Raw genomic sequence first — 20,284 nt, 5'->3', positions numbered from 1 at the left:
AGTAGGGAATAACATGGCAACAATTGGTATTGATTTAGGAACTTCTAATAGTTTAGTTGGCTATTGGAATGGAGAATCAGCTGTTTTAATTGAAAATGAATTTGGCGAAGTATTAACGCCATCGATTATCAGCGTTGATGATAATCAAGAAATATTAGTGGGACAAATTGCGAAAGAGCGTCTGATGACTCATCCACAATTGACAGCAGCAACGTTTAAACGTTTTATGGGAACGGAAAAAATTTATAAAATGGGTACATATTCATTTACACCTGTAGAACTCTCAACTCTTTTACTGAAAAAATTAAAACAAAATGCTGAACGTACGTTAAATGAAGAATGTCATCATGCGATTATTAGTGTTCCAGCCTATTTTAACAATGTTCAACGAGCAGTGACGATTGAGGCGGCGAATTTAGCAGGTTTGGAGGTTAATCATTTAATTAGCGAGCCAACTGCAGCAGCGATGGCTTATGGTATTCATCGACTAGAAGAAGATAGTCGAATTTTGGTCATTGATTTAGGTGGAGGAACATTTGATGTTTCTTTGTTAGAGATGTTTGAAGGCATCATGCAAGTAGAAGCGATAGCTGGTGATAATCGTTTAGGCGGGGAAGATTTTACTTATGCTATCTTAAAAGATTGCTTAGCTGAAAATAAATTGGATCAACAAGTATTGCCAGCTGAAATAGAAGCGAGTCTTTATAAAAAAATAGAAATGATTAAGAAAGAGCTATCCCCAACGACACCGCAACAATTTGAGTTTGTTTTAGATGAAAAAGAATATACCTATCAACTGACAGAAGAGCGATTTAGGAGTATTTGTCAGCCATTATTAGCTAAATTACGCGCGCCGATTATTCGCGTTTTAAATGACTCAGGAATCAAGTTAGACGAAATTGATCGCATTATTTTAATTGGTGGTGCGACGAAATCAACGACAATTCGTAGTTTTGTCAGTAAGCTTCTAGGCAAGCTACCCTTTACACAAATTAATCCAGATGAAGCAGTTGGTGTTGGAGCAACGATTCAAAGTGCCTTAAAGGAAAATAAAGAGATGCTGGAAGAAATGATTTTAACAGATGTTTGTGGACACACACTAGGTGTCAATACGTCTCGGTTTATGGAGAATGATTATCGAGATGGTTATTTTTCACCTATTATTGAACGGAATACTACAGTTCCCGTTAGTAAAATACAAACATTTTGTACGGTTTATGATAACCAACAAGCTATTGTATTTGATATTTATCAGGGTGAAAATCGACTAGTGAAAGATAATTTGAAAATTGGATCAGTGGAAATCAAGATGCCAAAGGTACCTAAAGGAGAGCCAGTAGATGTTCGATTTACATACGATCATGATGGCATACTAGAAGTAATCGTTACGGTACCACGTACGAAAAAAACAAATCGTATTGTGATTGAAAATACACCAGGTCAGTTAAGTCAAATAGAGATTGAAAATCGACTGAAAAAATTGGAAAGTTTAAAAATTCATCCTTTGGATCGAGCAGAAACAAGATTGCTGTTGGCAAGAGCCGAACGGTTATATGCCGAATCAATTGGTGAAAAACGAGAGTACATTCAGTACTTAATCGGTAATTTTGAAGCAGTCTTGCGTAAACAAGATGAAAAAGAAACGCGCAAAGCGAGTAGTGAATTGAATAAGTTGCTAAATAAACTAGAAGAGAATTTTCAATTATGAGCATTTGGGAGCAGTTAGAAATAGAGCGAACAACTGATTTAAAACAAATAAAAAAAGCGTATGCTAAAAAAATGAAAATAGTTTTAAAAGCTGGAAACGATGCAGAATTTCAAGCTTTAAAAGAGGCCTACGACTTAGCCGTTAAATGGGCTAAGTCTGGAAATGCAGAATCACAAGAAAGTAGGCATGTGGTTCTGCCTAAAGTTGAAGCTACTCAGGAATTTCATGCAGAAAAAGAAGGAAATCACTCTCAATTGCCAACTTTTATTGAAGCAGTAGTAAGTTTAATTAAAACAAATGAACGTAGGCAGAAAATTACTGAATGGGAGTTGCTTCTGAAAGATAAGGAAAATTGGACCATTCCTGAATATGTTCAGTATCGTGAATTTATGATGCGCTTTTTAATTGATTGGTACATTTTTATCCCTAAAAAAATCATTCGGTTCTTAATTAATAATTTTGAGTTGATCACTGAGACGGAAGAGGTTGCTAGTGATTCGTTAACTAGTTATTTTAGAGTAGTAAGCCATCAGATTATCAATGTACCTAATTTTTCTTTTGCTACTTTTTCTGGAATGACAGAAGAATCGATTTTTGAATTTTGCCGTTTACGCTACACAATTTATCAAAAATTGACTACAGACCTAAAAGATGAAAATATAACAGAATTATATTCTGTCGCTATCAAATTAAATGAAAAGGATACCGATTTAATCAATTTATATATACCTGAATAATTCATAGATCTAATTTTTTTGGGAAAATAACGTTTATACATCGATTTGAGTTGAATTTTCTTTTTTCAACCGGTTTGTACTTGCGAAAACAGATTTCCTTTTGTTTTTTTAACGAAGATAGGGAATCTGGAGCTGTTTTTGGGCGCACGAATCCCTTAGTGATTCCATGTCTTTTTAAAAGCTGATTGCTATTTTACGCTTGCCAACTGAGTTGCTGGATTTTATCCAGTAACTGATAAAACAAGTCTTGATAGACATGATAGGAGCTCATCCGTAAAAGCAATCTTCGGCCACTGTGGACTAATTTACCCGACACCTTGAACAGGCGGAGCCGCAATGTGTCGACTTGGAATGTCGCTTCCTTTTCAGGTAGACAGATGGTCTTCATGAAGTTGACCAGGTTGTAAGCCAACAGGCTTACCATCATCCGCGCATGATTTTCCAAGAAGCTTGAGCTATCCGTCTTGTCGAAATAGAACCCATTTTTCGCTTCCTTGATGAAGTTCTCCATGGTGCCACGTTTATGGTAAATCTGGAAGATGGTTTTCGCGGATAATTCCTCGTGAAAATTAGTGACCACGTACTCGTGACTGAACACCAGCTGATTCGCTTCCCGAGTCGATTTGATACAGATTCGACGTTTTTGGGGCCAGCTATTGGCTTGATAGAACGCGGAATAGTGGTGGACTTCCCTTTCATCCCAGGAATGGTTGTCCCCAACCAGGACATAGGATTCCGCTAGTTTTTCCACGACTTTATTTGATTTCAGGCGGATGACATAGAAACTTCCGTTGGATTCACATGTATCATAGACCTCGGGCGTCGCAAAGCCGCTGTCTCCCCGGACCAAAATATCAGTGCAGGGAAGGACTTGACAGTAATGTGCGAGCATCGGTGCCAGAAAATCTTTTACACCTTTTGACGTATACACATTGCCAGAACGAAGTTCTGCTTTCAGAAAGTCTCCCGTGAGGCCATCGAAGGCCACCAACGGATGATAGCCCTGTGTGCCGTAATGGGCATTGTACTCAGTCTTTTCTTGGTTCCCGAACGTATCCGAATGTGTGGAATCTAAATCGATGATCATTTGGGTATTGTTCCGTTCCATGCGGACCTTGTCCAGCATGGCTTGGTTCAGTTCCTGAAACTGTGCAATGTTCTCCTCGCTGATCCGGTCCCAGAAGCGGGATAGTGAGGCCTGGGAGGCGATGGCTTCCTTATCCAAAACCAACCGAAAAATGGGATCTTCCTTCAAGAGATTGGCGGATGAATCCGCGGAATATCCGGCAATCAACTGGAAGAGCAGCTGTTCGAGCAGGGAGATGTTGTCATGAGTCCAATAAATACGGTCCTCATTGAAGTGGAGGAATTGCTTCGCGAACGAATAAAATCCAAGCGAATCCATGAATTCCTTCACCAAGATGAGACCGGCATCCGACGAAAGATTACCACCGGTGTTTGACACCACCATTTTAGAGTTGAATTTTACGTGTTTTTCCTGTAATGTAGCCATTGAGAGAACCCCTTTCTTGGTTTAGTTTAGTCACTTTAACCATAGCAGATTGGGGTTCTTTTTGTACACCCAAAGGGTGCGGAAAAAGAAAAGAAGAACCGCGCGTTAATAGGCTTTTAATAGAGTATCAGAAATTCTATGAATTATTCAGGATATATTGTATCTAGTTAAAAAAGAATTGAATCCAAAATGGCAGCCAGAAGAATATATTCATGAACTGGATAGTTACCTAATTAGAGCGAAAGAGAATCAATCTGACAATGAAGTGACCATTTTTATTGATATGTATTATCAAGCGATTACGACTAAAAGCGGTTTGGATCAAAAATTTTTAAATGCATGGCATGATTACTATATTCCAACTGAATTAGCTTACTTAATGACAGGTTATATTTATGATTACAATGGTGACCAAAATACAGCAGTACAAATTTGGAAAAATTTGCCAAATGTGTATTCTGTGATTGTTCAGAAAAAAATATTTGCCGTTAAAAAAACTGTTGATGTTGAAGTGAAAGAAAAAAAAGAGAAGAAACAGAGTTATAATGTGGTTATTTGGTTGGCTGTATTTGTGGTTACCGGAATTTTTATTGCGGGTATTACGCAAACTAAAAAACAAGAACCAGATCCTGATTTTGTAAAGTATCTACAAAGTAGAAATGATTTTTCTAGTATTCATAAAGAATATAGAGAAAAATTTCAAGAAAATAGTGGGGGAACAGAAGAGGAAACTAACAACGAATCTGAACCAGTAGATGAAGCAACATTATTAGATGACCAAAAGTTTATCTATTATTTTTTAATGACGAATGATGCTGAAAAACGTCAAATGTTTATTGATCAATCGGTTGCTGAGGTTGCTAAAGCCTTTTTCCTAGAACATATCAATGATGCTCCAGCGTTTCCAAGAGCCGACTTTACAGAGTTCAGAATACAGAGCGATTATATAGTCGATTTTGGTAAAGCTCAACTCATTACCTATTCTTTTGAGCAAAGTTATCTTTTACAAATAGATGAGAATGATAAAATTATGAATGTTCTAGCAAAGGGTTGGACAGAGACGTCAACTGCAGAATTTCAAGCATTAGTTGAAGATATTCATGTGCGTCCAGAAACAAGCACAAACTTTTTTGTGATGGATTATTTACTTTCCGAAAATCAAAAAGAAAGTTTACAAGTGAATTCAGAGTATGTAACGAAAGAGCTATATGGAGTATTAGAAAAAAATGCTTCAGGAGCAACTAATGGTTATGATGAAGCCTCGTGGCAACTATCTAAATTTAGTGACGGGCGTGTGGCAATTGTTGTCAACGATAATAATGGTGAACATAGGTATATTTTAAGTTTTGATAGGGACGGACGATTAGAGCATATTTATTCTGGTGGTTGGGAGCAGTTAGATTTAGCTGAACGACAATTTGTTTATGATAATTGTGAGGAAAAAGAAAATTTTTATACATTTTAAAAACGGGAAATAATGAAATTTATTAATAATTAGCAAAAGAATTTTGAATCTGATTGTTACGGATAGAGTAAATCATTGTTCTTTTATATTCCTAAAATCAATATATTTTAAGTAACGGATGTTCCTTCTATAAAAGTCCTCTTATTTTAATAGTTTATAGTTTAAAGACATGGATATATATATTTGTATAATTTATTACGAATGGTAATTATAATATTTTTTAGCGTTTTTCTTAAGAATGTTTTGTACCCCTTTTAATATAAAAAAGTTACATGTATAGTTAATTATATCGAAAAACAGTTAAAACTAATTGTTTCTATTCGATAAAAATAATATGCATAGGGGATGAGATACAATGAAAAAATTAGGATTAGCGTCATTAGGATTTTTAACAATGATAACATTAGCGGGGTGTAGCCCAGAAGCAACGACTCAAAATGAGGCGGAAAATCAAGTATCTCAAACATCTGAAACAGACACAAAAGCAGAAACAAAAATCACAGAAGAAATGGTTAATGAGGCTCAACAAAAGTGGGCAGATGGATTAGTGGCAATTGGAAAAGCGTATCAAGAGGGAAATGATTACGAAGAAGAAGCTTCTAAGATGATTGATGATCGTTATGGCTTTCAAGATGGGGTTGTTCTTTTTAAACCCACGAAAACCAGTGAAGAGAATTTTAGATTAACTAAAGAAGATGCGTTGTCATACTTTGTTGGTGGTGCGCATGAAGAAGATGAAGGCTTTGCCTTAGCACCTTGGTCTAACGTACGATTTGAAAATGAAGCAACAATTATAGATTCTGATTCAGCACTTGCATCTGGTTTATATTACTTTACTTCTGCAGAAACTGGTGAAGAAACAGAAGTAGAATACACATTTGGATACTATTTAGATTCAGATGGCGTGTTGAAAATACAATTGCAACATTCAAGTCTTCCGTTTGAGGCTAAATAAAAATTAAGATAGTAAACTAATAGAACAAACTAAAAAATGATAGACAAGTTGAACGTAAAAATTCATCTAGTCTATCATTTTTCTATTTAAATTCGTTTCTGTGCAATTTCAGTATAAACTTCATAGCCATATTTTTGATACGTGTGCTTAGCTATACCGTTATTTGGCCAATAATGCAATTCAACATGTTGGATGTCATGTTCTTTTGCATAAGTGTCAGCAAATTTCAGCAATTCTTGACTTAAGCCTTGTCCTTGGTAGCTAGGCATAATTAAAATATGATGTAAATATAAACGTGTATAGCCATAGCGATAAACGTTTTCTGGCATTTGTTCTTCTTCTAGCCAAAGGTAGGCTGCAATCGCATCTTGATTGTTCTCATCTTGCCACAAATAGACCCGTTGTTTAGGATTCTTAAAATAGTCAATAAAGCTTTTTGTTACGGCTTCAGCATCATAGGGTTTAAAAAAATCAGGATAAAGCTCAATGTGTTTATCTTGCATGGTTTTGCCAAGTAAACCCATCAATTTGGCATCTCTTGTTTCATTAATTTTCATTGGATTCACCTTCCTTAACTAAATTGTGCATCTTAGTTTAACATAAATCATTGAAAGGGGCTATTTAAAAACAGAGGATCGAAGTAAAAAAGAAACAGCATTTTGTTTCAATTTATGCGATAATAGAAGTTCCTTTATAATAGAAGGAGAAAGTGGTGCAAGCATGATGATAGAAACGGACCATCTCCTATTAGTACCTTATAAAATAGCTTTTCTGGAAGCTACATTAATAGGCGATGATAAACTTACAGAAGTGTCTGGTTTTCAAGTTGCCAAGCAGTGGCCTGGAGTAGAATTCTTTTTTTATTTGCCATTTGTTTTGGATGAATTGAAGGCGAATCCAGAAATGGAAGAATGGACTTACTTAGTTGTATTAAAAGAAAATCAAACCATCATAGGGGAATTAAGTGCCCAAGGAAATCCTGGGAAAACTGGGATTGCCGAAATTGGCTATGGAATTGTTGATGAGTACAGTGGAAATGGATATGCTACTGAAGCAAGTCAGTCTTTTATTCAGTGGTTGGTAAATTATCCTATTTTAAAAATTGTGGCTAAGACCTATCAAAATCATCGGAAATCGCAACATATTTTGCAAAAATTAGGCTTTCATAAGACTGGGGAAGAGCTTTTAGGTGGCGATGAAGTCGTTTATCATTTTGAGTATGATTCTCAATTAAAGTCATAAAACTCTTGCTAAATGAGTAAGGAAAAGCTATGATAGTATGGTGTCTAGCTTTTTGAAATCAGTTAGTTAAGCTAGTCAGTTTATAATTACTATTAATTAAGTAGAGAGGAATGAAACAATGAAACAATCATCTAAATTAACAGTTCGTGATCTAGTTACAATCGGTATTATGAGTATTTTAATTATTTTCTTTGGTCTAATTGTCTCAATGGTTGGTCGTTTGGCGACTGGCGGATTGTCTATTATAATATCTGGAGCTTTAAGTGCATTCTTTTGTGCACCAATCTATATGCTTTTATCTTTTCGCGTAGCTAAACGCGGCGTAGCTTTCTTAAATGCCATTTTACGTTCATTAATGTATGTAGTGATGGGGGTTCCCCACGTATTATTAATTTTTATTCCGGCCGCTTTATTAGCTGAGTTGGCTATGACGCCTGCAGATACAAGTTACCGTAGTTTAGGAAGAACAACATTATCTTGGTCAATCTTCTCAACATTTAATGCCTTACATGGTCCATTATTGTTTGTGATGTTAGGTGCGAAGTATATGATGGAAAAAGCACCACATAGTCCAAGTGCTGAGCGTTTAGCCTTGATGTTAGAGTATTATTATAGCCCAATGTGGTTAGTAGTTATTGGCGGTTTAGCCTTTATTGGTGCAGCAGCCGGTTGTTTAGTTGGTTGGAAATTATTGCATAAGCATTTTGTTCCAGCTGGCACAGTGAAACTTTAAAATGAAATTAGTAGAACCAGGGGAGACGATGAGGATGGAATCGATTAAGTTAGACGCACGAACCAAAACCTTAGTCGTTCTAGTCTCTGGTTTTTTTATTTTTTTTATCTCAGATTTTGGTTTAATCCTATTATTTCTCTTTTTACTTGGCTATAGCTATCTAGCTGGAGAAAGAAAAGTATTACCTTATATCACAATTGCATTTATTTTTACAAATTTCTTTCAACGCTTTGCTTTTGGTTATGAAGATTCTGTCATTATGGCAACTTTTGCTTTTTTTGCGTACTTTGTCGTACGAACGATTCCTTTATTGCTTGGTGGAATTGTTTTATCTAAGACTCCACCAGGTGAGTTGATTGCGACACTGCAAAAATGTTATATGCCACGAGCGATTTTAATCCCATTAGCCGTTGGATTGCGGTTTTTGCCGACGATAAGACAAGAAACGGGAGCTATTTTAGATGTGATGCGTTTACGGGGAATTTCTCCGACTGTCTGGAATATTTGGCGTCACCCATTATTGACTTTTGAATACTTATTGGTTCCTTTAGTAATACGAAGTTTAACGATTGCCGATGATATTTCAATGGCGGCTGTTACAAGAGGAATTGAAAATCCTGCGGCAAGAAGTTCTTTACGAGAAATTAAATTTAGTATAGCAGATAGATTTGTTTGTCTGGCGTTAGTGATAGTTGTTGTTGTGTTACTATATGTAGGCTGAAAAAGAAAAAAGCCAGTTCTTATGAGCCAGCCCTTCGGAAAAAAGATAAATTCCCAAAAAAGTAAAGAGCTACTTTTCTTGGAATTTTCTATTTTTCTGCCAGGCCTAAACGGCTCAACAAACTTTTTATTCAGGAGGTGTCGAGATGATAAAATTAGAGCAAGTTGATTTTGCTTATAAAGCCGAGGAACCGCTATTAAATCAAGTTGATTTAGCCATAAAAAAAGGTGAGTTTATTTTATTAACGGGTCCGAGTGGCGGAGGAAAAACAACGTTGACTAGAATTATCAATGGCTTGATTCCTTATTTTTTTGGTGGTGTCCGGACGGGAACTGTTGAAGTTGCAGGGAAAGAAATATCAGATTTGAATTCTTGGGAATTAGCTAAGGAATTGGGCAGTGTCTTTCAAGATCCTCGTAGTCAGTTTTTTGCGCCAATTGTCAAAGATGAGATTGCTTTTTTTTGTGAGAACTATGGTTTGCCTACAGCTGAAATTAAAGAGCGAGTTACTCGTGCTAGCTTAGAGGTGGGAATTGAACATTTGCTGGAGCACCAGGTGATTCAATTATCTAGTGGTGAAAAGCAAAAAGTGGCAATTGCTTCTATTCGAGTTGCGGATCAGCAAATCTATTTATTAGATGAACCTTCTGCCAATCTTGATAGTAAAGCCACACTTGAATTGCAAGATATTTTAACGCAATGGAAAGCAAAGGGACATACGATTGTTATCGCAGAGCACAGATTGTATTACTTAAATGAATTAATTGACCGAGCCGTCTATTTGCGAGAGGGAAAAATGGAACGGATTTTTTCTCAGGCTGACTGGCGAAATCTTACAGAGGAAGAGTTAGTTGATTATGGTTTACGTAGTCCTGTATTGGCTTGGAAAGATGTCCCAGAAATACCAAAAAAAGTAATGGATTTATCTTCAGGCTTTGAATTAGAAAGCTTAAGTGTTGGTTTTCCTAAAGTGAAGCAGCCGGTATTAGAAAATTTAACGACTCATATTGGTGCTGGTGAAATTGTGGCCATCATTGGAAAAAATGGAGCGGGGAAAAGTACGCTAGCGAAAACTTTAACAGGATTATTAAAAGAAAAACAAGGTCAATTTAAATATAAAGGGCAAGCTATCCCAGTTAAAAAACGCAGTAAAGTAGCCTGGTATGTCATGCAAGAAGCTGATTTTCAATTGTTCTCAGCTAGTGTTTTGGAAGAGTTAACGATTGGCCAAAAAAAGAGTGAATTAATTCAAGAACGGGCGAAAGAATTATTAACTTCCTTAGGTCTATGGGAATACCGCCATCGTCATCCCGCTTCTTTATCTGGTGGGCAAAAGCAACGTTTAACGATTGCAGTAGCCTTAATGCAAGAAACACCATTGATTATTCTAGATGAACCAACAGCTGGATTAGATGGGTCTAACTTAAAGCGAATTGTCTCAGTTATTAAGCAAACCGCTGCTAAAGGTACAAGTTTTTTAATCATTACTCATGATTTTGAATTTTTAAATCAAGCTGTTGAACGCGTACTGTATTTTTCTAATGGTGGTTTACAGGCTGATTATCCTTTAAATAAGCTGACAGCCACGGAAGTTCAAGAAAATATGTTGGGGATAACCCACAGTTAAAAACCAAAAATAAAGGGAATTTTCCTCTTGTTTTTGGTTTTTTTATTGTCATAAAGTAGTCACAAATAACCGATAAATCAATGAGTTTTCCATAAAGACTAAGTTTTCATTCTTGCTTTTAGAAATAGAAATCGTTAGAATAGTAAAAAGGTTTGATTAGAAAAAAATGAGAAAGAGGTGATGCACATGATTGGCATTTCTAGTAATTTACTTACCACACCTTTGCCAGATACCATCACCAACCAACGCTATCATTTAAGTACGGATTATATTCGTTCTGTAGTAGAAGCGGGCGGCTTACCGATGATATTGCCACAATTAAATAAAAAAGCAGCCAAAGAAATTGTGCAGAAAATCGATGGCTTGATTTTATCTGGTGGATTGGATGTTCATCCAAGTACGTATCAACAACAAATACAGGATGAATCTTACTCTTATTCAGTGGAGAGGGATCAATATGAGTTAGCCTTGTTAAAGGAAGCTTTAAAGCAGAATAAACCAGTCCTGGGAATTTGTCGTGGAGCCCAGCTGATAAATAGTGCTTTTGGAGGTAATTTAGTCGCAGATATTGAAGCGAAATTGCCAAAGTCAAAGACGAAGCATATACAAGAATTGGAACCTGAAAAAGGGACACACGGGATTACTATCTGCCAAAATTCAATTCTCTATCGGATTCTTAAAGAGCCTTCTTTGGTCGTTAATTCTTTCCATCATCAAGCAGTAAATCAAGTTGGAAAAGGATTAAAGGCTTCGTCTTGGACTGAGGATGGTTTGATTGAAAGTATCGAAGGAACAGAGTTTAAATTTTTGGTAGGTGTACAATGGCATCCTGAAATTATGAGTGGGAATGACTTAGCTAGTCAATTATTATTTCAACGTTTTGTTGAAGCAACAAAGTAAAAAGAATGGGGGATTGAAATGAAAAATAGAACAAAAGTTAGTTTGTTTGCTATGTTAGCAATTATTTTAGTTATTGGAGCTTGCGGGAACGATAAAAAAGAATCAACAGCAGAAACAAGTAGTGAAAAAGTGGAGAAGGTTGCAGATAAGCAAGAGATTACGGTTACTACAACAGCAGAGTTAGCAACTTTAGATAGTGCCTTATACACTGATGTAGTCAGTTCTGATGCAATTGGTCAAATTTTTGAAGGGCTTTATCGGATTGATAAAAATAATGATGCTGAGTTAGGAATCGCTAAAGCAGAACCAAAAATCAATGAAGCGAAAACTGTCTACACGTATCAAATTAGAGATGAAGCTAAATGGTCTAATGGTGATCCGGTAACAGCTGATGATTTTGTCTATGCGTATCAAAAAGTTGTGAATCCAGCAACTGGCTCCCAAAGCTCCAATCAAATGGATATCTTTGAAAATGCTGAAGCAATCCGAAATGGAGAGCGCCCAATCACGGATTTGGGAGTCAAAGCGCTAGATGAAAAAACCTTAGAAATTACTTTAACTAGTCCCGTTCCTTATTTGGCAAAATTATTGACAGGAACACCATTCTACCCACAAAATAAAAAAGTGGCCACTGATTTGGCAGACAAATATGGAACTAATAGTGAAAATGTGATTGGAAATGGACCATTTACAATTTCTAAATGGGATGGAACAAATTTGAGTTGGGCTTATACAAAAAATAAAAATTACTGGGATGCTAAGAATGTAAAATTAGAGCATATTGATGTTGAAGTAGCTAAGGAAACAGCTACAGGAGCAAATTTATTTGATGGTGGCGAAGTTCAGTACACTGGATTAACGGATGAATTTATTCAAAAATACCAAGGTAGTGAAAATTACCATGAACAACCTAAGGCGTTAATTGGGTATCTCGGCTTTAATACAGAGCGAGAAAACACAGGGAATGTTCATTTGCGTAAGGCCTTAGCTTTAGCCTTTGATAAAAAAAGTTACACTGAAGGAGTTTTAATTGATGGTTCTAAACCTTTAGATGGTTTTATTCCAACTGATTTTGCTAAAGATCCAAAAAATGGTAAAGATTTTCGTAAGGAGAATGGCAATTTAATGGCTTTTGATGCAAAAGAAGCAAAAGCAGAGTGGGAGCTAGCTAAAAAAGACTTAGGTATTTCTGAATTAACTTTGGAAGTTTTGTCATCAGATGCAGGCTCAGCTAAGAAAACAGTGGAATATTTACAGGCGCAATTTGAAGAAAATTTACCTGGTTTAACGATTCAATTGAAAAGTGTTCCGTTAAAAAACCGTCTAGATTTAACACGAGCAGGAGACTATGATGTTTTCTTTGGAACTTGGACGCCAGATTATGCAGATCCAGTTAACTTTTTAGAAATTTATCAATCAAATGGTGGGATTAATTTTTCTAAATATTCAAATCCAACCTACGATGCTGGTATTACGGAAGTGAAAACAAGTTTAGCAACAGAACCTGAGAAACGTTGGGATAAAATGTTAGAACTTGAAAAACAACTGATTCAAGAAGATGCTGCAATCGCAACTGTCTACCAAGGAGCGCAAGCTTATTTATTGGCCCCAGAAGTTACTGGGTTGCAAGTTTTACCTTTTGGTAGAACTGTTTCGTATCGTTTAGCACAAGTAAATTAGAAAAAAGAAGTCTTAAGTATCTGGTAAAAGATACTTAGGACTTCTTTTTTTAATCCATTAGAATGGTTTGTTTGGTGTGTTCAACGACTAAACTTGTTTTTAATTCCCACCATTTAATCATATCGCTTGAATAAGTTTTTGGAAATCCTTCTAAAATTTCAATAAGTAACTTTGTGTGAATTCGAGCATGAGGGTAACTCATTTTGACATTATGTTTTAATTCTTCCAGCAAGCTGTAGTATTGAAACATCGCATAATAAACATCTTCATCATTATCTCGTAATAAAAGACAAGGTGTCTTTTCCAACATAAAGCCCAGTGATCGCATGACAAATGCCAACCCATCAATTTGTTCAGGTTCAATTTGATCAACATTTTTTAGGATATCAACATGTGCTGCAAGCGCTTTAGCTAAATCCATTTTTAAATCATCTATACATAACTCTTTTTCTTCTGTCATCATAAACACTCCTTGTAATAAAAGTTTGTTGAGCCGTTTAGCTCCGGCAAGAAAATAGGAAAAATTGATAGGACGCTTTTTGTCCTCTCGAATTTTTATCTTTTTCTCGAGGAGTTGGGTCAAAAAAACTAGCCATATAAAAGTTTGTTGAGCCGTTTAGCTCATTAAAAAGCTTGTTGAGTTGTTCAGGCTTGAATGAAGAATAGAGAAATTTGATGTGACGCTTTTTGTCACCTCGAAATTTCATCTTTCTTCCGAGAGGCTAACTCATAAGAGCTGGCCTAGGCAAGAAAATAGGAAATTTATCTTTTTTCCGAAGGTGTGGGTCAAAAAAACTAGCCATAATAAAAGTTTGTTCACCTCACAATCTTAGGCTTGCGATGTGAAAGGTACTATACAAAAAAAGCCAACTAGCTGATAAAGACTAGTTGACTTAGGTTGTCAAAGAATAATATTATGAAAAAAATCGTTTTAATAAAGATTTTTTTTCAGTTGGAACAGACTCTTCTTTTTTAGGCGTCGGATCGGCCAGAGGGTATTTTTCGCTGACAGCGACGACTTCTTGATTGACAGCATTAGCAGCAACAAAAAGTAAACCAGTGTCACTTTTCTTAGCAAACTGATTGGTAACAATAGTAAATTGAACTGACTCTTGTCCGCATAGTTTTAAGTAAGGTCCTAAAGCACGACTGTTGACTTCGCCATTTAATAGAACTTGCCCATCAGGATGTAATTCCAGTTCCTCTTTAAGAGCATCAATATATAATAGAGAACTCAATTCTTCAATTGACATAGAGAGGTAGACGCGTTCTCTGAGACTACCTAAATACCGGTTACGTTCTTCAGGTTTTGTTTGAGGTGTCCCATAGATTCCACTCGTTAAGTAATCATTAACATCTTTTTCACCCATAATGATAGAAATCCTCCTCAGTGTATAATAAAAAGTTTGTTGAGCCGGTTAGGCCTGGCAGAAAAATAGGGAAATTTGATGTGGCGCTTTTTGCCACATCGAAATTTCATCTTTTTTCCGAAGGCCTGGTTCAAAAAAACTAGCCTTAATAAAAAGTTTGTTGAGCCGTTTAGCTCCGAAAAGAAAATAGGAAAAATTGATAGGACGTTTTTTTGTCCTCTCGAATTTTTATCTTTTTCCGAAGGCCTGGTTCAAAAGAACTAGCCTATACAGATTTAATTATACCACAGTAGGAACTGGATTTGAAATGAGTCAACTTAAAATCCAGTTTATTTTGTGAAAAGCATTGCAATTTAAATCAAAATTGAGTAAACTAAATTAATGGGAATGAAAATCATTCTCAATTAGAATCGTTGTAAACTAGCGGTATTTAAGCTAGTTGAAATAAGAAAGGAAGCATTTATGAGAAAGGGGATTTGGATTGTATTACTTAGCGTTATTGCATTTGTTTCATTGTTTATTGGTGTACAAGATATTGAACTTAGTCATGTGCTTCAGTTCAACTTCACTAAAAATGAGCAACTTATTTTGCAAAGCACAAGAATTCCGCGAACCGTTAGCTTGATTATTGCCGGAGCTACACTGAGTATTTGTGGCTTAATCATGCAACATTTAACGCAAAATAAATTTGTTTCTCCAACAACAGCTGGAACAATGGATAGTGCACGAATCGGAATTTTAGTTGCGATGCTTTTTTTCACAGATGCAAGTATTTTTCAAAGAACAGTGATTGCTTTTCTATTTGCTTTTGCTGGAACAGTCGCCTTTATTTTTATGGTCAACCACCTGCAGATTAAAAATGCAGTGATGGTACCACTTATTGGTTTAATGTTCGGAAGTATTTTAGGGTCAATTGCGACGTTTTTAGCGTATCAAAATAACTTGGTTCAAAATATGGCGTCATGGCTACAGGGGAATTTTTCATTAGTTTCTAGGGGGAATTATGAATTAATGTACTTAGCTATACCGTTAATGATAATCGCCTATCTCTATGCAGATTATTTTACATTAGCTGGTTTAGGGAAGGAAGTTGCCATAAATGCTGGGGTATCCTACCAATTTGTACAATTCGGCGGAATTTTAATTGTTGCATTAGCTTCTTCCATTGTGATTTTAACCGTTGGAAGTTTACCTTTCTTAGGTGTAGTGGTGCCTAATTTAATCGCCATTGCTCGAGGAGATCATTTGCGCAAAACACTTTTTGAAACTGCTGTATTTGGATCGATATTTTTATTAATTTGCGATATTATCAGTCGCATTGTGATTGCACCCTATGAAGTTTCGGTCAGTTTAGTAGTGGGCATTATTGGCAGTGTGTTGTTTATTTACCTATTATTGCGAGGTGAAAAACAATGATGCAGCGTATCAAGAAAGAACAGTGGGTATATGGATTACTACTACTGGTTATTCTAGTGTTAATTGGACTGTATCTAGTTCTAGAGAATAATGGCAATTGGGATTATATTTTACCTTTGCGAAGTAAAAAACTAATCGCCTTTATAATTGTAGGAATTAGTACAACCGTTGCTACCATTAGTTTTCAAACCTTAGCTCAAAACAATATTTTAACGCCTAGTATTTTAGGCTTGGATTCTTTATATGTTTTATTTCAGACAATGATTCTTTTCTTCTATGGAAGCAATCATCTAGTTGTACGTGACAAACAGATAAATTTCTTAATCAGTGTCGTTTTAATGGTAGGAATTAGCTTTGTGTTGTATCAAATTGTTTTCAGAAAATATAGTAGCAATTTGTATTTATTGATGATGGTTGGGATGATTGCTGGAACCTTTTTTAGAAGTGTTAGCACATTTCTGCAAGTATTGATGGATCCCAATGAGTTTGATAAGATTCAAGGCAAATTATTTGCTAGTTTTAATAATATTGATGTGGCGTTACTAGGGATTACTTTGTTGATTGGTGTGGCTGCTTTAATGTTCTTATTTAGCCAAAGAAAAGTTTTAGATGTCTTGCATTTAGGTCGTGACCAAGCGGTGAATTTAGGCGTAAATGTTGAAGGAACAATGTTGAAAGTCTTAGTTTTAGTCGCTATTTTGACCTCGATTTCAACAGCTTTAGTGGGACCAATTACCTTTTTAGGCTTTATGGTTGCCAATTTGACTTATCGAATCTTTAAAACCTATCAACATGGAATTTTATTTATCGGTGGGAGTTTTCTTAGCATCATTGTTTTATTAGTAGGACAATTAGTTGTCGAGCGAGTATTTCATTTAACAACGACATTAAGCGTCGTAATTGAATTTTTAGGTGGATGTTATTTCATTTATTTATTAATTAAGGAAAGGAAGCGTGAGTAAGGTATGCAAATTAAAAATGTTTCAAAATCATATGGAAATAAAAAAGTGATTAGTGAAATTACTTTGCCGATTAAAGAAGGAGCAATCACAGCTTTTATTGGACCTAATGGCGCAGGTAAAAGTACGTTACTCTCGATGATGAGTCGCTTGATTCCAAAAGATACAGGCTCAATTTATATTGATGGTGGGGAAGTGAAATCTTGGAAACAAGACGAACTAGCAAAAAAATTGTCTGTGTTAAAGCAGTCAAATGCCTTCAATTTAAAATTAACTGTTCGAGAATTAGTTGCCTTTGGACGCTTTCCTTATTCTAAAGGACGCTTGAAAGAAGAAGACCAACTTAAAATAGAAGAAGCTTTAAGCTATTTAGGACTAGTGGATCTGGCTGAAGAGTATGTAGATACGCTTTCCGGTGGTCAACTACAACGTGCCTATATTGCTATGGTTCTGGCTCAAGATACAGATTATATTTTGCTAGATGAACCGCTAAATAATTTAGATATGAATTATGGAGTTCAAATGATGAAAACTTTACGTCGCTTAGTAGACGAATTGGGTAAGACGATTGTTCTCGTCATTCATGATATTAATTTTGCAGCAAGCTATGCTGATGAGATTGTCGCGATGAAAAATGGACAATTATTTGCAACGGGTACAACGAGTGAGATGATGACAAAAGAAGTTTTAGATCCACTATATGAAATGGATATTCGTATTTGTGAAGTAGAAGGAAAACGGTTTTGTCTCTATTTTAGTGAGTAAAAAATAGAAATCAAGAAAAGGACGTGGAAAAATGAAAAAGATTAAATTAAGCGTATGTTTGGTCGCTTTAGGGTTTGTTTTAGCAGCTTGTGGGTCAGGAAATGAATCTGCTAAGAAAGAAAGCAGTAGCGCATCAAAAAATACAGAAGAAACAATGATTACAGTGAAGGATGTTAATGGTGATGTTGAAGTGCCAAAAAATCCAGAAAGAGTTGTTGTTTTTGATATGGGTATGCTAGATACTATTGATGCTCTTGGTGAAAGTGACGCTGTTGTTGGCGTAGCAAAAGATAGTCTACCTAAATATTTAAGCAAATTTGATTCAGATAAAGTTGAATCAGCCGGTGGAATTAAAGAACCCGACTTTGAGAAAATTAATGCCCTAAAACCTGATTTAATTATTATCTCAGGACGTCAGTCTGATTCATTAGACGAGCTGAAAAAAATTGCTCCAACACTTTCTTTAGAAATAGACAGTAAAGATTTATGGGAATCAATCAATAAGAATGTTTCAACAATTGGAACAATCTTTGATAAATCAGATGAAGCTAAAAAGAAATTAGATGCTCTATCAGAGAAAATTGATGTATTAAACAAAAAAAATACAGGTTCAGATATGAAAACATTAACTGTATTACTAAATGAAGGTAGCTTGTCTGCATACGGAAAAGGTTCACGTTTTGCTATACTAAATGATGTTTTTGGTTTCCCATTAGTAGATGATAAAATTGAAGCATCTACTCATGGTCAATCCGTTAGCTTTGAGTACGTGTTAGAGAAGAATCCAGATATATTATTCGTTATTGATCGTACAAAAGCAATTGGTGGCGACACAAGTAAAAATAATTTAACTGAGAATGAATTGATCAAGCAAACAAATGCCGCTAAAAATGACAAGATTGTAATGCTTGATCCAGAAGTATGGTATTTATCTGGTGGAGGGTTAATTTCAACAGAGATGATGCTAGAAGAAGTGAGTAACGTAGCAAAATAATAGGATAAGAAGCAAGTTCAACTGGATTTATTCGTTGAATTTGCTTTTTTTATTGAAAAGATGAGTGTCTAGTTAAGAATTATGCTAAAATAGAAGGGTAGAAATGAGACGGGAGCGAGAACTAAATGAACGAAGTAACCTTTACACAAGAAGATTTTGATGTATTTAAATTAGAGGGATTAGATACTAGAATGACAGCGATTCGTAGTCAAATCCAACCAAAATTTAAAGCCTTGGCAACAAAATTTGCGCAGGAATTAGCTAGTGACTTACAGGAAGAAGAACCATTGCATGTGCATATTGCACAACATATTCGTCGTACTAAAAATGCTCCAAATGATACATGGTGTGCGATTGGAGGAGATAAACGAGGCTATAAAAAGTACCCACATTTCCAATTAGGTATTTATGCAGATCATTTATTTATTTGGTTGGCGATGATCGACAATCCTCAAGCTGAAAAAGAAATTGCTACAAGTTTATTAACTCAATTAGATTTTTTCGCTAACTTGCCAAAAGGCTATGTCGTGTCACTAGACCATCATTTTCCAAAAACGACCCCGGTATCTGAAATAGACTTAAAGAAGGGACTAGAACGCTTTAGGGATGTGAAAAAAGGGGAGTTTTTAATTGGACGCGAAATTTGGTCAGATGATACGTTATTAGAAGATCCTGCAGCAACACAAGCTTTCATCTTAGAAACGTATCGAACCTTGCTACCGATTTATCAAACCGCAATGAAAGCTCAAAAACATGCCAAATAAAAATAGTTTTAAAATTCCTTACGCCTTTAGTGCATAAGGAATTTTTTGCTAGAATCCAATGAAATTTCTTTGGGCCGCATAAATAGTATGACAAATTAAAGAATGTGTTATTGTTTGACGAATAGTATGTAGTAGTTATATACTATGAAATGTAATAATTAGTGTTTTTTATAGGAAGAGGAGTTGGGTAGGTTGAAGAAAGAAAAAGTTAAGTTGCTCGTACAAGGAATTATTTTACTAATTTTAGGAGTATTATTTATGATGAATCCTGTTCGTCAAGGCGTATTATTTTTATTAATATTAGGAAGTGTTTTTGCTTTTTCAGGAGTTGTGATTATTTTAGATGGTATTTTCATTACAAAAGGTGTGAAGTATAAAGTTTTTAGAATTTTGGAAGGAATTCTTTTAGGCGGATTTGGACTCGTTTTCTTTTTAAGAAACCCTGAAAGTGGGGCAGTTATTATTATTTATTCATTAGTGTGGTTAATGATTCTAATGTCTATTTTTAATACAATTGCTATTTTTAAAGTTAAAAGTGGAATTAAGTGGTTGTCTATTGCATTAAATATCATTGTAATTTGGATTGGTATTCAATCTTTATTTGACCCTCAATTAGCACTGGCTATTTTTTATTGGACAGTTGCTTTCCAATTGATTTTTATGGGAATCAATCACATTACGTTGTACTTTGTGCTACCAAATGAAGAAGAAGGTATTCGTTAAAGTCTTATTTTC

The 20,284-nt window shown here is 35.4% G+C and carries 20 protein-coding genes; 16 read left to right on the top strand and 4 right to left on the bottom strand.

The genetic code is table 11. From position 1 onward, the window contains the following. Positions 1–13 precede the first annotated feature (13 nt). Both BR77_RS04850 and BR77_RS04845 read left to right on the top strand, forming a co-directional pair. Positions 14–1,708, top strand: coding sequence for an Hsp70 family protein (locus tag BR77_RS04850; RefSeq protein ID WP_015076043.1), 1,695 nt, complete (start codon positions 14–16; stop codon positions 1,706–1,708). Next, a complete protein-coding gene (locus tag BR77_RS04845; protein WP_236700866.1) occupies positions 1,705–2,445 on the top strand; it encodes a J domain-containing protein in 741 nt (246 codons plus the stop codon). The genes BR77_RS04850 and BR77_RS04845 overlap by 4 nt, the downstream gene beginning before the upstream one ends. A gap of 193 nt (positions 2,446–2,638) precedes the next feature. On the opposite strand, the gene BR77_RS04840 is transcribed toward BR77_RS04845, so the two are convergent. Next, positions 2,639–3,958, bottom strand: a complete 1,320-nt coding sequence (locus BR77_RS04840; RefSeq protein WP_015076361.1) for an IS1380 family transposase — start codon at positions 3,956–3,958, stop codon at positions 2,639–2,641. Between the two features lie 157 nt (positions 3,959–4,115). On the opposite strand from BR77_RS04840, the gene BR77_RS04835 reads away from it, so the two are divergent. Next, positions 4,116–5,423 carry a hypothetical protein gene (locus tag BR77_RS04835; RefSeq protein ID WP_236700879.1) on the top strand — a complete coding sequence of 436 codons (1,308 nt, stop codon included), beginning with the start codon at positions 4,116–4,118 and terminating at the stop codon, positions 5,421–5,423. 355 nt (positions 5,424–5,778) lie between these two features. Then, a complete protein-coding gene (locus BR77_RS04830) occupies positions 5,779–6,378 on the top strand; it encodes a hypothetical protein (RefSeq protein ID WP_010050385.1) in 600 nt (199 codons plus the stop codon). An 86-nt stretch (positions 6,379–6,464) separates the two neighbouring features. Here the strand turns inward: BR77_RS04830 and BR77_RS04825 are convergent, their stop codons facing one another. After that, positions 6,465–6,935, bottom strand: a complete 471-nt coding sequence (locus BR77_RS04825; RefSeq protein ID WP_010050386.1) for a GNAT family N-acetyltransferase — start codon at positions 6,933–6,935, stop codon at positions 6,465–6,467. Between the two features lie 163 nt (positions 6,936–7,098). On the opposite strand from BR77_RS04825, the gene BR77_RS04820 reads away from it, so the two are divergent. The 6 genes from BR77_RS04820 (at position 7,099) to BR77_RS04795 (ending at position 13,281) form a co-directional block, all read left to right on the top strand. Continuing rightward, entirely contained in the window at positions 7,099–7,620 is a 522-nt protein-coding gene (locus BR77_RS04820) for a GNAT family N-acetyltransferase (RefSeq protein ID WP_035064105.1), read from the top strand. Between the two features lie 118 nt (positions 7,621–7,738). Next, positions 7,739–8,353, top strand: a complete 615-nt coding sequence (locus BR77_RS04815) for an MptD family putative ECF transporter S component (RefSeq protein ID WP_010050391.1) — start codon at positions 7,739–7,741, stop codon at positions 8,351–8,353. 34 nt (positions 8,354–8,387) lie between these two features. Next, positions 8,388–9,074, top strand: a complete 687-nt coding sequence (locus BR77_RS18260) for an energy-coupling factor transporter transmembrane component T family protein (RefSeq protein ID WP_051926663.1) — start codon at positions 8,388–8,390, stop codon at positions 9,072–9,074. A 145-nt stretch (positions 9,075–9,219) separates the two neighbouring features. After that, a complete protein-coding gene (locus BR77_RS04805) occupies positions 9,220–10,701 on the top strand; it encodes an ABC transporter ATP-binding protein (RefSeq protein WP_015076051.1) in 1,482 nt (493 codons plus the stop codon). 180 nt (positions 10,702–10,881) lie between these two features. After that, positions 10,882–11,601: a gamma-glutamyl-gamma-aminobutyrate hydrolase family protein gene (locus BR77_RS04800; RefSeq protein WP_257613193.1), complete on the top strand. Its 720-nt coding sequence runs from the start codon at positions 10,882–10,884 to the stop codon at positions 11,599–11,601. A gap of 18 nt (positions 11,602–11,619) precedes the next feature. Further along, on the top strand, positions 11,620–13,281 hold the full coding sequence (locus tag BR77_RS04795) for a peptide ABC transporter substrate-binding protein (RefSeq protein ID WP_015076053.1): 1,662 nt from the start codon (positions 11,620–11,622) through the stop codon (positions 13,279–13,281). Positions 13,282–13,330: 49 nt separating this feature from the next. Here the strand turns inward: BR77_RS04795 and BR77_RS04790 are convergent, their stop codons facing one another. Beyond that, positions 13,331–13,741, bottom strand: coding sequence for a hypothetical protein (locus BR77_RS04790; protein ID WP_035064103.1), 411 nt, complete (start codon positions 13,739–13,741; stop codon positions 13,331–13,333). A 454-nt stretch (positions 13,742–14,195) separates the two neighbouring features. After that, positions 14,196–14,651, bottom strand: coding sequence for a YueI family protein (locus tag BR77_RS04785; protein ID WP_015076056.1), 456 nt, complete (start codon positions 14,649–14,651; stop codon positions 14,196–14,198). A gap of 462 nt (positions 14,652–15,113) precedes the next feature. Between BR77_RS04785 and BR77_RS04780 the strand changes: the two genes are divergently transcribed. From BR77_RS04780 to BR77_RS04755, 6 genes are all read left to right on the top strand, one after another. Continuing rightward, entirely contained in the window at positions 15,114–16,067 is a 954-nt protein-coding gene (locus BR77_RS04780; RefSeq protein WP_015076057.1) for an ABC transporter permease, read from the top strand. After that, positions 16,064–17,029 (top strand): iron chelate uptake ABC transporter family permease subunit, encoded by a 966-nt coding sequence (locus tag BR77_RS04775; RefSeq protein WP_015076058.1) that lies wholly within the window; start codon positions 16,064–16,066, stop codon positions 17,027–17,029. Before BR77_RS04780 ends, BR77_RS04775 begins: the two co-directional genes overlap by 4 nt. Before the next feature lie 3 nt (positions 17,030–17,032). After that, a complete protein-coding gene (locus tag BR77_RS04770; RefSeq protein WP_015076059.1) occupies positions 17,033–17,791 on the top strand; it encodes an iron ABC transporter ATP-binding protein in 759 nt (252 codons plus the stop codon). 31 nt (positions 17,792–17,822) lie between these two features. Then, positions 17,823–18,785: a siderophore ABC transporter substrate-binding protein gene (locus tag BR77_RS04765; RefSeq protein WP_035064101.1), complete on the top strand. Its 963-nt coding sequence runs from the start codon at positions 17,823–17,825 to the stop codon at positions 18,783–18,785. A gap of 125 nt (positions 18,786–18,910) precedes the next feature. After that, a complete protein-coding gene (locus BR77_RS04760) occupies positions 18,911–19,549 on the top strand; it encodes a YktB family protein (RefSeq protein WP_015076062.1) in 639 nt (212 codons plus the stop codon). A gap of 192 nt (positions 19,550–19,741) precedes the next feature. Continuing rightward, on the top strand, positions 19,742–20,272 hold the full coding sequence (locus BR77_RS04755; protein ID WP_015076063.1) for a DUF308 domain-containing protein: 531 nt from the start codon (positions 19,742–19,744) through the stop codon (positions 20,270–20,272). Positions 20,273–20,284: the final 12 nt, after the last annotated feature.

Origin of the sequence: Carnobacterium maltaromaticum DSM 20342 (assembly GCF_000744945.1) — a bacterium.
Classification (GTDB): Bacteria; Bacillota; Bacilli; order Lactobacillales; family Carnobacteriaceae; genus Carnobacterium; species Carnobacterium maltaromaticum.
The sequence above is the reverse complement of the archived record's forward strand: the minus strand, read 5'-3'. Positions and strand labels throughout refer to the sequence as shown.